We start from the raw sequence: 13,457 nt of genomic DNA on the forward strand, positions 1-13,457 counted from the left end.
CAAGCCCTTGAAACTGCTCGTTTTTTGCTCATACCCTGGAAAGCCCCGGCCGGCCTGGTCGGGCGTAGGCTCTCCCCAGGTTATCCACAGGCCCATCCCCGTTAAAACTGGATAACCCGCCTCACGCTTCGTCGCTGCGCAACATCAACTCCACCATCAATTCGTCGGCCAGGGTTTCCAGGCCCGACTGCAGGGCTTCCAGCGGCAGGTCAAACGGCACCGCCAGGATCGCCTCGGCATGGAACAGCGGGTCGCCACTCATGGGCGCGGGGCTCACGTCGGTCACCAGTTGCTCCAGGTTGATGCCTTGCTCAGTCAGCAAGCGGGTGATGTCCCGCACAATGCCCGGGCGATCATTGCCCACCAGTTCCATCGCGATGGGTTTCCAGCGGCCGGGCGCTTCGCCACCGCCGGGAATCACCTGAATCCGAATCCCCTGGCTGGCGAGCGCTTGCAGTGCCTTGATCAAGGCGTCATGGGCCTCGGCGGGCGCCTCGACCCGGACAATCCCGACAAACTGCCCGGCCAGGCCCGACATGCGGCTTTCCAGCCAGTTACCGCCATGCTCGGCGATGCACAGGGCAATCTGTTCGACCTGGCCGGCCTTGTCGGGTGCGAATACAGTCAGTACGAGATGGTCCACGGGATAGCCCTCTTGTCGTTGGTCGCTCCAGTATAGGCAAGGGGTGCTACCTCACGACGACGGGCTTGGAAAAACAAGCCCCTGCTCTGGCAGGGGCTCGCTCAAAAACTTCTCATATGGATTTGCGGGGCTGGCATGACCCGTTCTTTCGAACCGGCCCTCAGTAATGGCGATAGACATCGAAACGCACTTCACCCTGGCTGAAGTATCGAGGATCGGCAGCGTATAATCCCCTGACGCCTGTCGACGTTACAGAAGGGACATTCAAATAAGTTCCGCGACCTGACTCCATAATGACCCACCCCGCGCCAGAATCGGTGCCACCACCCGATATATCCCTTTTGATGAAAATACTCCCGGAGGCGCCTTGAAGAGGAACGAAATACAGGTGGGCCGTATACTTGGCAGCGTATCCTTCCAGGAAATCAGGTCCACTCCTAGCTGACTGGCCAGGCAAAGGAGCATTTTTGCTGTATGACTCTTCCAGGAAAATAGCTTCAGGAGAAACGCCTGGAGGATTGGCCCCTATTCGGAACTTCTGATTGCTCGACCCGCCCTTTGGATAAAGAATAACTTTGGTACCATCCGCCGTGCCGGATCCGGAGACGTCCAGAACCCGACCGTTGCCCTGGTTTTCGATATAGACAAAACGACTGCCTGCATCCGTGATCAGCCAGAATTGATTACTGGCCCCAGTATTGTTCGTCGTAATGGCATCCCCATTGCTGGCTGCCGTCAGGTATCCATCAGTAATTGGAAACACTTGAATCTGGTAAGCCTTTTTTTGTTCGTTATATTTGAAAACCCAGGTTGAAAACACCAAGTTCTCACTACTGTAAAGTCTTACAACATTATCAGAACCCATCTTTATAAAGCTTTTCCCGTTTAAAGCAGTGAATATTTTTTTGGGACTCGTTGGAACGGTTACTGCACGACCTGAGCCGGTCCCGATTATCTGCTCGAGGATTGCGGGATCAAGGGTTTTGCTGCGCGGTTTCATTACAGTTCTCCTTTGTTTGCTGGTGAGGCAACCACTATGGAGACAGCGATGGCGAAGTATTGACAGCGCTTGCCAACGACCGGCTGACACATAACACCCAAACGCCCAGCTTAGCCTGATTATAAAAGGCAGTGAGAGGGCTTTTTCGACCCCCTCTTTTGCAGAGACGGCTCACTCCGGCGGGGTTAAGTTCCTAGCCTGAATTTCTGATGGGTCGTCTCATGATCGTAATCAAGGTAAACGGGACTACCCTCTGCTCCGCTGCTCCCGAGAGTAAAAACCCTATTGGGGTATCCGTATTTAGATATAGATACAAGACCACCTCCTGCCTCAGCAATATACCAAACTTGAAGGTGGGTGCTCGCCCCAACACGGGCTTCCGCGACGAGATCATCCCTGTCCGTTGCAGTAATATACAAGGAACTCTGATAAGATTTAATATAGTAATCTACATGAGTGTATCTTTCGAACGTCCACAACGAGTTGGGTGGAGGGCTACTTGCACGAGTAATCCTAAGTTCGTTATCACGCCCATCACGAAAATAGAGATAGCTTGTTCCGTCTGTAGCTGAGAATATTTTTACGGGACCCGTTGGGATGGTTATCGCCCGGCTAGAGCCGGATTCAGGTGCCTGATCTGACATTGTAGGGTCGGGGGTATGAGCGCTCTTTTTCATTACAGTTCTCCTTTGCTTACGGGTGAGGTAACAGCAATGGATACAGCAATGGCGAAGAGTAGAGCGTTTGCCAACAACTGGCTGACACATAATACCCGAGCGCTCAGTATAGCTCAGTGATGAAAGGCGCAAGCTTGCCCATCTGACGAACGATGGCCTAGATAGGGCCCGGGTGCCTGGTCTTGCTGGAGCAGGGTTCGGCGATATACCGCGTTATCGTTCTTCGCGGGCAAGCACCGCTCCCACACCCCCACCCACCGCACACGTAGTCATCGCGAGCCTCCGGGACAGAGGTCCGCCGCAAAACAAATCGTGTACTATTTTCAGATTTATCTGGAACAATTAACACTTTTCTTGAGAACATCAGCGGCTTCTGCGTGACCAGACAGAACCCACTGGTCGCGAAACGACGTATTTAGTCTGATTTTCACAACCGCAATGCATCATGTAGTATGCGTCGGCACGCACTACATAACGTTGGATCGACGTCTGCCCGAGTGTCTGTGAGATCACGGAAAGCCCCGCCGGCTCAGGTCGGCCGGGTGAGCCCAGCCGTCCGCGAGGGCATGTTCTGGTACTGTGTTCAGAGAAGCACGCAAGGCTTTAAATAGAAGAGCTGAATAGCTGAGCAGAGTGAGGCAAGCAATGACTGAACACGTTCAAGTCGGTGGCCTTCAGGTCGCCAAAGTCCTGTTCGACTTCGTGAACCACGAAGCCATTCCCGGTACCGGTCTGACCGCCGACCAGTTCTGGGCCGGCGCCGACAAGGTCATCCACGACCTGGCGCCGAAGAACCAGGCCCTACTCGCCAAACGCGATGATTTCCAGGCCCGGATCGACGCCTGGCACCAGTCCCGGGCCGGCCAGGCCCACGACGCCGTGGCTTACAAAGCCTTCCTGCAAGACATTGGCTACCTGCTGCCAGAAGCGGCGGATTTCCAGGCCACTACCCAGAATGTCGACGACGAGATCGCCCGCATGGCCGGCCCGCAGCTGGTGGTGCCGGTGATGAACGCGCGTTTCGCCCTCAACGCCTCGAACGCCCGCTGGGGTTCGCTGTATGACGCGCTCTATGGCACCGATGCCATCAGCGAGGCCGACGGCGCGGAAAAAGGCAAAGGCTACAACAAGGTCCGCGGCGACAAGGTCATCGCCTTCGCCCGCGCCTTCCTCGATGAAGCCACGCCCCTGGCCGCCGGCTCCCATGTCGACTCCGTGGGCTACAAGATCGTCGACGGCAAACTCGTGGTCAGCCTCAAGGGCGGCAGCAACAGCGGCCTGCGCGACGATGCCCAGTTGATCGGCTTCCAGGGCGATGCCTCGGCACCCACCGCGATCCTGCTGAAAAACCACGGCCTGCACTTCGAAATCCAGATCGACGCCAGCAGCCCCGTCGGCCAGACCGACGCCGCTGGCGTGAAGGACCTGCTGATGGAAGCGGCCCTGACCACCATCATGGACTGCGAAGACTCGGTCGCCGCCGTCGATGCCGATGACAAGGTGGTGATCTACCGCAACTGGCTCGGCCTGATGAAGGGCGACCTGGCGGAGCAGGTCGCCAAGGGCGGCACCACCTTCACCCGGACCATGAACGCCGACCGCCGCTACACCGCCGTCGACGGCAGTGAATTGAGCCTGCACGGTCGCTCGCTGCTGTTCGTGCGCAACGTCGGTCACCTGATGACCATCGACGCGATCCTCGACAGCCACGGCAACGAAGTGCCCGAAGGGATCCTCGACGGCCTGATCACCAGCCTCGCGGCGATCCACAGCCTCAACGGCAACAGCGTGCGCAAAAATAGCCGCACCGGCTCGGTCTATATCGTCAAGCCGAAGATGCACGGTCCGGAAGAAGCGGCGTTCACCAACGAGCTGTTCGGCCGCATCGAAGAGGTCCTGAACCTGCCGCGCAATACCCTGAAAGTCGGGATCATGGACGAAGAGCGGCGCACCACCGTCAACCTGAAAGCCTGCATCAAGGCCGCCAGCGAGCGTGTGGTGTTTATCAACACCGGCTTCCTCGACCGCACCGGCGACGAGATCCACACCTCCATGGAAGCCGGCGCGATGGTGCGCAAGGCGGCCATGAAGACGGAAAAATGGATCGGCGCCTACGAGAACTGGAACGTCGATATCGGTTTGAGCACCGGCCTGCAAGGTCGCGCCCAGATCGGTAAAGGCATGTGGGCCATGCCCGACCTGATGGCGGCGATGCTCGAACAGAAAATCGCCCACCCACTGGCCGGCGCCAACACCGCCTGGGTCCCGTCGCCCACCGCGGCCGCGTTGCATGCGCTGCATTACCACAAGGTCGACGTGTTCGCCCGCCAGGCCGAACTGGCCAAGCGCGCGCGGGCTTCGCTCGACGATATCCTGACCATCCCGTTGGCGAGCAACACCGACTGGTCGGCCGAGGAGATCCGCAGCGAACTGGACAACAACGCCCAGGGCATCCTCGGCTACGTGGTGCGCTGGATCGACCAGGGTGTCGGTTGCTCGAAGGTGCCGGACATCCATGACATCGGGCTGATGGAAGACCGCGCCACCCTGCGCATTTCCAGCCAGCACATCGCCAACTGGCTGCGCCATGGCGTGGTCACCCAGGACCAGGTCATGGAAAGTCTCAAGCGCATGGCCCCGGTGGTCGATCGGCAGAATGCCGGTGATGCGCTGTACCGCCCGCTGGCCCCGGACTTCGACAGCAACATCGCCTTCCAGGCGGCGGTCGAACTGGTGATCGAAGGGACCAAACAGCCCAACGGCTATACCGAGCCTGTACTGCACCGTCGGCGTCGTGAGTTCAAGGCCCGCAACGGCCTGTAAGACCGCGCTACGGACGAAAAAAAGCCCTGATCGGCAACGATCGGGGCTTTTTCATTCCGGACACCGTACCTGTGGGAGCCGGCTTGCTGGCGATGCGGGCAACGCGGTGTTTCAGACAGACCGCGTTATCGTTCATCGTCAGCAAGCCGGCTCCCACACAACAGCCATAGCAACAGGCCTTAGGCCACCATCCCCAACTCACGCTTGACCAGCTTCAGCAACTGCGTGGTGTCGATGGGCTTGAGCAAGAAATCCACCACGCTCAAATGCATCGCATCAATGGCATCACGCACATCGGCGTTACCGGAGACGATAATGATCGGCAGCGCCGCCCGCTCCGAGTCGCGCACCTTGCGGATCAGGTCCAGCCCGTCGTCGGCCATGCGCAAATCAGTGATCAGCAAGCCAATGCCGCGGTTGGACTCCAGCAACGCAAAGGCCGCCGCGCCACTGGCGGCGGTCACACAGTGGATATCGTGCAGGGCGAGAATTTCCGACAGCAACTCCCGGGCATCCTGATCGTCATCGACGATCAGGACCCGCTGATACGACAATTGCGGTGCCTGCATCACCTGCAGAATGGCCTCGCGCTCGGCATCGCTCAAAATATCGTGGTCGGACATACGGCTCTCTGGTATCCCTTAGCAATCCAATCCCCTAGCACAGTGCTCAGACATCGCTAAACGGATGCTCAATGTGCACTTCGTCGGAAAGTTTTCCAAGTCGATATTTGTTAAGAATTCCCTTATTCAACTGTAGGCCATTTCACAAACCTAGACTTACGTCCAATGGGCACTCGGGAAGCGGGGGCCGAACATGGGTAAAACAGCGATTCTTCGCGCCCATAACAACGGACAAAAAGCGGTAGCGGTCATGAGCAAAGCGGATGCCTTCAGCCAGGCCGGGAAGACCGCGGTGTTGCAAAACATCCACGGCACCTTGCAGTTCCTCCAGCGATTCCCGCCTTTCAACCAGATGGAGAACGCCCATCTGGCTTATCTGGTCGAGCAGTGCCAGCTGCGGTTCTACAGCACCGGCGAGAGCATCATCAAGCCCGCCGACGGGCCGGTGGAACACTTTTATATCGTCAAGCAGGGACGCGTGGTCGGCGAACGCCCGCACACGGCCAAGGGCGGCAGCGAAACGGTCTTCGAAATCACCACTGGCGAGTGCTTCCCCCTCGCCGCGCTGCTCGGCGAGCGGGCGACCCGCACCGAACACCTGGCCGGCGAGGACACCTTCTGTCTGCAACTGAACAAACCGGCGTTCATCAAGCTGTTCTCGTCCTCCGAGACTTTCCGCAACTTTGCCCTGCGGTGCGTCAGCAGTCTGCTGGACCAGGTCAACCAGCAAGTCCAGCGCAAGGCCGTGGAAACCCTCGGCACCCAGTATTCGCTCAACAGCCGCCTCGGCGAGCTGGCAATGCGTCACCCGGTGACCTGCAGCCCGAGCACCCCGCTGCGCGAAGCAGTGACCCTGATGCACGAGCAACAGGTCGGCAGCATCGTGGTGGTGAACGAGGCCAAGGCCCCGCTCGGCATCTTCACCCTGCGCGACCTGCGCCAGGTGGTGGCCGACGGCGTCCATGATTTCAGCCAGCCCATCGACCGGCACATGACCCAGGCGCCCTTTGCCCTGACCCCGGACCACAGCGCCTTCGACGCCGCGATTGCCATGACCGAACGGCACATCGCCCACGTCTGCCTGGTGAAAGACCAGCGCCTGTGCGGCGTGGTCTCCGAACGCGACCTGTTTTCCCTGCAACGGGTCGACCTGGTGCACCTGGCGCGGACCATCCGCAGCGCGGCGCGCCTGGACAACCTGATCGCCATTCGCGGCGAGATCGGCCAGTTGGTGGAGCGCATGCTGGCCCATGGTGCGTCATCGACCCAGATCACCCAGATCATCACCCTGCTCAACGACCATAGCGTCTGCCGGGTCATCGAGCTGACCCTGGCCGACAAGGGCGACCCGGGCGTGCCGTTCAGCTGGCTGTGCTTCGGCAGCGAAGGCCGCCGCGAACAGACGCTGTACACCGACCAGGACAACGGCATCCTCTTCGAGGCCCGCGACGCCGCCCATGCCGCCGAGATTCGCGGCAAGCTGCTGCCCCTGGCGCAGCAGATCAACCAGAGCCTGGCGCTGTGCGGCTTCAGCCTGTGCAAGGGCAATATCATGGCCGGCACCCCCGAACTGTGCCTGTCGCGGGCCGAATGGGCGCGGCGCTTCTCCGCCTTTATTCGCGAGGCGACGCCGGAGAACCTGCTGGCCTCGAGCATCTATTTCGACCTGCGGGTGGTCTGGGGCGAGGAACAGGCCTGCCAGCAACTGCGCCAGGGCATCCTTGCCCAGGTCGCCGACAACCGGCTGTTCCAGCGCATGATGGCCGACAACGCCTTGCGCCAGCGTCCGCCGGTGGGGCGTTTGCGCGAGTTCGTACTGAGCCGCAATGGTGGCGACAAGGCCACTCTCGATCTGAAGGTCCAGGGCCTGACCCCTTTCGTCGACGGTGCCCGCCTGCTGGCGCTGGCCAATGGCATCGAGGCCAGCAACACCCTCGAACGCCTGCGCCAACTGGTGGCCAAGGAAGTGATCGAACGTCTCGACGGCGCGGCCTATGAAGAGGCCTACCACTTCATCCAGCAGACCCGCTTGCAGCAGCATCAACTGCAGACCCGGCAGAATCTGCCGTATTCCAATCGGGTCGATCCGGACAGCCTCAACCAGCTGGACCGGCGCATCCTGCGTGAAGCCCTGCGCCAGGCCCAGCGCCTGCAAAGCAGCCTGACCCTGCGGTATCAGCTATGAAGCTGTTTTCCTGGTTGAGAAGCCGTGAACCGACACTGGACACCGCGACCCAGGCACGACTCGGGCAACTGCCCGCCGCCAAGCCCCTGGACGAGTGCTCGCTGCGGGAACAGCGCTGGATTGTCGTCGACCTGGAAACCAGCGGCCTGAACCTGAACCGCGACCAGGTGCTGTCCATCGGCGCGGTGGTGATCGAAGACGGCGCCATCGACCTGGGGCAGTGCTTTGAACGGACCTTGTTGCGCCCCGGACAGAGCGTCAACCCCAGCGTGCTGATCCACGGCCTGGGACCGAGTGCCCTGGCCGCCGGCAGCGATCCGGCGCAGGCGTTGCTGGACTTCATGGAGTTCGTCGGCGACAGCCCGCTGCTGGCGTTCCATGCGCCCTTCGACCAGCACATGCTCACGCGTGCGCTGAAAGACAGCCTTGGTTATCGCCTGCAACATCCGTTTTTTGATGTCGCCGATATCGCGCCGCTGTTATGCCCGCAGGCGACCTTGCGCGAAGCCGGGCTGGACGATTGGATCGGCCATTTCAAGTTGCAGGTGGAGGAGCGGCATAACGCCAGCGCCGACGCCCTGGCCACCGCCGAACTGGTGCTGATCCTCTTCAGCCGGGCGCGGCAGCAGCAGATCGATAGCCCGTTGAAGCTGCAACAACGCCTGGGGCAGTGGAAACGTCGTCAGCAGAGTCCCTCTTTCTAAAGCCTGCCGCATCCCCTTGTAGGAGCCCGGCTTGCCGGCGATGGCGTCCGCATGGGCGGTGCAAGGCTCTCAGGCCTCTTCGCGGCGGTGCGGCGATCCGACAAGCTTCGCTCCCACATTGGTTTTATGCCGTATACAAAATCTGTGAACGACAGAAGACTGTGTGTGGGAGCCGAGCTTGCCCGCGAAAGCGTCAGTCCTGGCGCCACAATCCCCAAGGGGCCTACCACAAGCAAGCCCACCTCCCACAGCCCAATATCCATCCAGACAAATGGCACACAACCAACCGACCAGCAGCCATTGCGCCTTTTCCTACGCCCTGACACAATCGCGAATAATTCTCGTTAGTTTAAACTTCTCGTCGGTGATGTCCGTTGTCGTCAGTCCGAAGCCCCCACCATGCCCTTGTCGGCGCGTTGTATCGCGACCATCGCAGCTGGCTGTTGGCTTGGCTGCGCCGCAACATCGCCTGCCCGCAGCGGGCCGAAGACCTGAGCCAGGACACCTTCGTCCGCCTGCTGGGCCGCGACGAACTGAATACCCCGCACCAGCCCCGGGCTTTCCTGGTGGCCATCGCCAAGGGCCTGTTGTTCGATCATTTCCGCCGCGCCGCGCTGGAACAGGCCTACCTCAGTGAATTGATGCTGATCCCGGAAGGCGAACAACCGTCCCCGGAAGAACAGCACCTGATTCTCGAAGACCTGCGGGCCATCGACCACCTGCTCGGCAAGCTCTCGAGCAAGGCCCGCGCCGCGTTCCTCTACAGTCGCCTGGACGGCCTCGCCCATGCCGAGATCGCCGAAAAGCTCGGCGTTTCCGTGCCCCGGGTGCGCCAGTACCTGGCCCAGGGCATTCGCCAGTGCTATGTCGCGCTGTACGGCGAGCCGACATGAATCAGTTCAGCGCCAAACCGGTTTCCGCCCGCGTCCTCGACGCCGCCATTGCCTGGCAGTTGTGCCTGGACTCAGGCGGTCGCAACACGGTGGAACAGGCCGAGTTCGAGAAATGGCACGCCGCCCATGAAGAACACGCCCGCGCCTGGTCGCAGCTGGGCATGCTCGACCAGCGCTTCAGCGGCACCAGCGGCCCGGCGCGGGGCGCCCTGCTGAAATCCCGCGACGGCGTCCGCCAGCGGGTACGCAAGCTCGGCAGCGGCCTGGCCAGTGTGATGCTGGCCTGCGGCCTGGCGCTGTTCCTCGGCAATCGCTACCTGCCCATCGATTACTGGCTGGCCGACCAGCGCACCGCCACCGGCGAGCAACGCACCCTGCACCTGACCGACGGCACCGTGATCCAGCTCAACACCCACAGTGCCCTGGATGTGCGCTTCGATGAGAAGACCCGGCGCATCGTCCTGCGTGATGGCGAAATCCTGATCGAGACCGGCCATGGCGATGCCCGGCCGTTTATCGTCGAAACCGATGAAGGACGCATGCGCGCGCTGGGCACGCGCTTCCTGGTCAAGCGTGAAGATGACGGCACGCTATTGAGCGTCCTGCAATCGGCGGTGGCTGCCCGTCCACAGAGCAGTGCCGACGAACAGATCCTCCATGAAGGCCAGCAGGTGCTGATGCGTCGTGACAGCCTCGGTCCGTTGCAGGCCCTCGACCCCGGCGCCGACGCCTGGACCCGGGGCATGCTGGTGGTGGACAACGTGCGCTTGGCCGACATGCTCGAAGAGTTGGGCCGCTATCGGCGTGGCCATCTGGGTGTCGATCCGCACGTTGCCGACCTGAGGATCACCGGCAGCTTCCCGCTGCACGACACCGACCTGGCACTGACCGCCTTGCTGCCGACCTTGCCGGTACAGATCGAGCGGCATACCCAGTGGTGGGTGACGGTGCAGGCCAAGGCCGAAACCAAGCCTTGAGTCGTAATGGGTGCAAATCTCCTGGCAAGGATGTTTGCACCACTCTCCGTCGGTTCAGAAACCTTGAAGCGGAGCGCGCTCTTGTGGCGAGCGGGCTTGCCCGCGCTGGGGGGCGAAGCCCCCCTAAAACCGAAAAACGCGCTCTATCAGGCAGACCGCGATTGCCGGTTTACGACTGCTGCGCAGCCGAACGCGGGCAAGCCCGCTCGCCACAAGGGACATCTCCGTTCATCCACACTGTCGATGTGAATCTAAATTATTTTCAATCAGCCCTATCACTTTCTGAAGTTCGTTCGGCCCATAGGCATTGAGAAACATTTCCATTCAGGAACCTGTCCTATGTCGCGCTCGCTCGAAACCTTGCTCCGCCCCAGTCTCCTCGCCGTCGCCATCGCCCTTGGCACCCCATTGCTCAGCCCGACGCTGATGGCGGCCGAACAGGCTTCCAGCGTTCACGCCTACAACCTGCCGGCCGGGCCGTTGGGTTCGACCCTGAGCCAGATCGCCAGCCAGGCGGGCCTGGCCCTGAGCCTCGACCCGGCGCTGGCCTCGGGCAAAACCTCGGCCCCGGTCAAAGGCCAGTTCGACGCGATCACCGCCCTGCACACCGCCCTCGGCGGTACCGGTCTGCAATTGATCCAAAGCAGCGCCGGGACCTACACCCTGATCGCGATCCCGAGCGGCGTCGTGGCCTTGCCGGAAACCAATATCACTGGCCAGGGCATCGCTGAAAGCGCCTGGGGGCCGGTCGAAGGCTATACCGCCACGCGCACCGCCGCCGGCACCAAGACCGATACGCCGATTGTCGAAGTCCCACGTTCCCTGTCGGTGATCACACGCCAGCAGATGGACGACCGCACTGTGCTCAACCTCAACGACGCGCTGCGCTATGCCGCCGGCGTCACCAGCAGCGGTTATGGTTCCGACTCCCGTGCCGACTGGCTGCGGATTCGAGGCTTCGACCCCACGCAGTTCCTCGATGGTCTGCCCCTGCCCAAAGGCTCCTACGCCAACCCGAAAGTCGAGCCGTGGGACCTGGAGCGAATCACCGTACTGCGCGGCCCATCCTCCTCGGTCTACGGCCAGACGCCTCCCGGTGGCATGCTAGACATGGTCAGCCGCCGCCCACAGGCTGAAAGCGCACATGAGATCGAACTGCAGGCCGGCAACAACGACCACAAACAGATCAACTTCGACAGCACTGGAAAAATCGATGACGATGGCCGGTTTCTCTACCGTGTCAGCGGCGTGGTACGCGACAGCGGCTCGGCCACCGACCATATCCCGGACGAGCGCTACAACATTGCACCGAGCCTGACATGGAATATCGACGACGATACGCATCTGACCTTGATTTCCCAGTACACCCACGACAACACCGGCATCACAGGGCAGTTCCTGCCCCTGCAAGGTACGAAAATCGACTCGCCCTTTGGCCCGATCTCCCATAGCAAAGACCTGGGTGACCCGAGCTGGGAGTTCTACCACCGCACCTATTACGCACTCGGCTATGCCTTCGATCATCGCCTGAACGATGTCTGGCAGTTCAAACAGAACCTGCGTTACACCAAGAGCGAACTGAACTTCCAGGGCCTGACCGTGGCCAACGGTGCCAACGCGGTCGACTCCGACGGCAACATCGGCCGCTCCACCGGCATCGTCAACGAAGATATCGCCCAGATCGCCGTGGACAACAACTTCCAGGCTGACTTCCAAACCGGTTCGTTGACCCATACTCTCCTGCTGGGCCTGGATCACCAACGTTCGAACACCGACTACCGCTGGCTCTACGGCTATGCCAACGTGCCGGGCACCAACGTCAATAACCCGATCTATGGTCAGGATTTTTCCAAAGTTCAATACTCGGCCCTGTACAACTACAACCAGATCACCGATCAAACCGGTCTCTACGCCCAAGATCAGATCAGCCTGGATAAATGGCGCCTGACTCTGGGCGGACGGGAAGATTGGGTCCACACCGGCACCACCTTCTACAACAACAACGGTATCACCAGTACCCAGCGCGACAGTGCCTTCAGCGGCAATGCAGGCCTGAGCTACGTCTTCGACAACGGCATCACGCCCTACGTCTCCTATACCGAGTCCTTCCAGCCGGCCGCCGGCGCCAACGTCAGCGCCACCAGCTCGCTCAAGCCAACCCAGGGCCGCCAATACGAGACCGGGATCAAGTACCAACCTCCCGGTAGCAAGACCCTGCTAACCGCCGCCGTGTACGACCTGCGCCAGAAGAACGTCTCAATCACCGAGAACAGCATCACCAGCCAGATTGGCGAGATCAAGGCCCAGGGGCTGGAACTGGAAGCCACAGCCGACGTCACTGACAACCTGAAGCTGGTGAGCTCCTATAGCTACACCGAGACCAAAATCCTCAACGGTGACGACAAGGGCAACCGCGTACCCCAGATCCCTCGTAACCAGGCCACCTTTCGTGGCGACTACACCTGGCATGACGGTGTGCTGGACGGCTTTGGTGTCGGTGCCGGGATGCGCTACGTCGGCGACACCTACGGCAACCAGGCCAACACCTATCTCGGCCATGTCGGTTCCTACACCATCTATGACGCCTCGGTGCACTACGACCTCGGTCGCCTGAACCAAAGCCTGAAGGGAGCCTCGTTGGCCGTGGACGCCAAGAACCTGTTCAACAAGGACTACCTCGCCACCTGCGACGGCTACTGGTGCTACTACGGCGACGAACGCAGCGTGGTCGCCAGCGTGAACTACAAGTGGTAACCACACCTATGACGCGGACGACCTGAACCACCACGGACCTGTAGGAGCCGGCTTGCTGGCGATGAGGCCCTTGAGCCTTGCAGCGCCCATTCGGACGCCATCGCCAGCAAGCCGGCTCCTACAGGTTTTCGGCATTTTCCGGGACTCATTGGCTTAGCTGAACAACCTCGAGGTAAGC

General features: G+C 60.8%; 9 protein-coding genes. 6 read left to right on the forward strand and 3 right to left on the reverse strand.

Going from position 1 to position 13,457, the window contains the following annotated elements:
• Window positions 1–121: 121 nt before the first annotated feature.
• Window positions 122–643: a glycine cleavage system protein R gene (locus CWE01_RS00385; protein ID WP_100938542.1), complete on the reverse strand. Its 522-nt coding sequence runs from the start codon at window positions 641–643 to the stop codon at window positions 122–124.
• Window positions 644–803: 160 nt separating this feature from the next.
• The gene (locus tag CWE01_RS00390) at window positions 804–1,643 is read right to left on the reverse strand and encodes an RICIN domain-containing protein (protein WP_100938543.1); all 840 of its coding nucleotides are present in this window, start codon (window positions 1,641–1,643) and stop codon (window positions 804–806) included.
• 1,322 nt (window positions 1,644–2,965) lie between these two features.
• Between CWE01_RS00390 and CWE01_RS00395 the strand changes: the two genes are divergently transcribed.
• Window positions 2,966–5,143: a malate synthase G gene (locus tag CWE01_RS00395; protein ID WP_100938544.1), complete on the forward strand. Its 2,178-nt coding sequence runs from the start codon at window positions 2,966–2,968 to the stop codon at window positions 5,141–5,143.
• 179 nt (window positions 5,144–5,322) lie between these two features.
• Here CWE01_RS00395 and CWE01_RS00400 read toward each other — a convergent pair whose 3' ends face one another.
• Window positions 5,323–5,766, reverse strand: a complete 444-nt coding sequence (locus tag CWE01_RS00400) for a response regulator (protein ID WP_100938545.1) — start codon at window positions 5,764–5,766, stop codon at window positions 5,323–5,325.
• 250 nt (window positions 5,767–6,016) lie between these two features.
• Between CWE01_RS00400 and CWE01_RS00405 the strand changes: the two genes are divergently transcribed.
• The 5 genes from CWE01_RS00405 (at window position 6,017) to CWE01_RS00425 (ending at window position 13,279) form a co-directional block, all read left to right on the forward strand.
• Window positions 6,017–7,951, forward strand: a complete 1,935-nt coding sequence (locus CWE01_RS00405) for a putative nucleotidyltransferase substrate binding domain-containing protein (RefSeq protein WP_305884361.1) — start codon at window positions 6,017–6,019, stop codon at window positions 7,949–7,951.
• Complete coding sequence (locus tag CWE01_RS00410; protein WP_100938547.1) at window positions 7,948–8,655, forward strand: PolC-type DNA polymerase III; 708 nt, start codon at window positions 7,948–7,950, stop codon at window positions 8,653–8,655. The genes CWE01_RS00405 and CWE01_RS00410 overlap by 4 nt, the downstream gene beginning before the upstream one ends.
• Before the next feature lie 374 nt (window positions 8,656–9,029).
• Window positions 9,030–9,548, forward strand: coding sequence for an RNA polymerase sigma factor (locus CWE01_RS00415; protein ID WP_100938548.1), 519 nt, complete (start codon window positions 9,030–9,032; stop codon window positions 9,546–9,548).
• Window positions 9,545–10,525, forward strand: a complete 981-nt coding sequence (locus tag CWE01_RS00420; protein WP_100938549.1) for a FecR family protein — start codon at window positions 9,545–9,547, stop codon at window positions 10,523–10,525. The genes CWE01_RS00415 and CWE01_RS00420 overlap by 4 nt, the downstream gene beginning before the upstream one ends.
• A 339-nt stretch (window positions 10,526–10,864) precedes the next feature.
• Entirely contained in the window at window positions 10,865–13,279 is a 2,415-nt protein-coding gene (locus CWE01_RS00425) for a TonB-dependent siderophore receptor (RefSeq protein WP_100938550.1), read from the forward strand.
• Window positions 13,280–13,457: the final 178 nt, after the last annotated feature.

Origin of the sequence: Pseudomonas sp. QS1027 (assembly GCF_002814235.1) — a bacterium.
In the GTDB taxonomy this organism is placed as follows: domain Bacteria; phylum Pseudomonadota; class Gammaproteobacteria; order Pseudomonadales; family Pseudomonadaceae; genus Aquipseudomonas.

Coding starts and splice junctions, on each gene's coding strand:
- CWE01_RS00390 (WP_100938543.1), bottom strand. CDS start 1,643: ATGAAACCGCGCAGCAAAACCCTTGATCCCGCAATCCTCGAGCAGATA.
- CWE01_RS00395 (WP_100938544.1), top strand. CDS start 2,966: ATGACTGAACACGTTCAAGTCGGTGGCCTTCAGGTCGCCAAAGTCCTG.
- CWE01_RS00400 (WP_100938545.1), bottom strand. CDS start 5,766: ATGTCCGACCACGATATTTTGAGCGATGCCGAGCGCGAGGCCATTCTG.
- CWE01_RS00405 (WP_305884361.1), top strand. CDS start 6,017: ATGAGCAAAGCGGATGCCTTCAGCCAGGCCGGGAAGACCGCGGTGTTG.
- CWE01_RS00410 (WP_100938547.1), top strand. CDS start 7,948: ATGAAGCTGTTTTCCTGGTTGAGAAGCCGTGAACCGACACTGGACACC.
- CWE01_RS00420 (WP_100938549.1), top strand. CDS start 9,545: ATGAATCAGTTCAGCGCCAAACCGGTTTCCGCCCGCGTCCTCGACGCC.
- CWE01_RS00425 (WP_100938550.1), top strand. CDS start 10,865: ATGTCGCGCTCGCTCGAAACCTTGCTCCGCCCCAGTCTCCTCGCCGTC.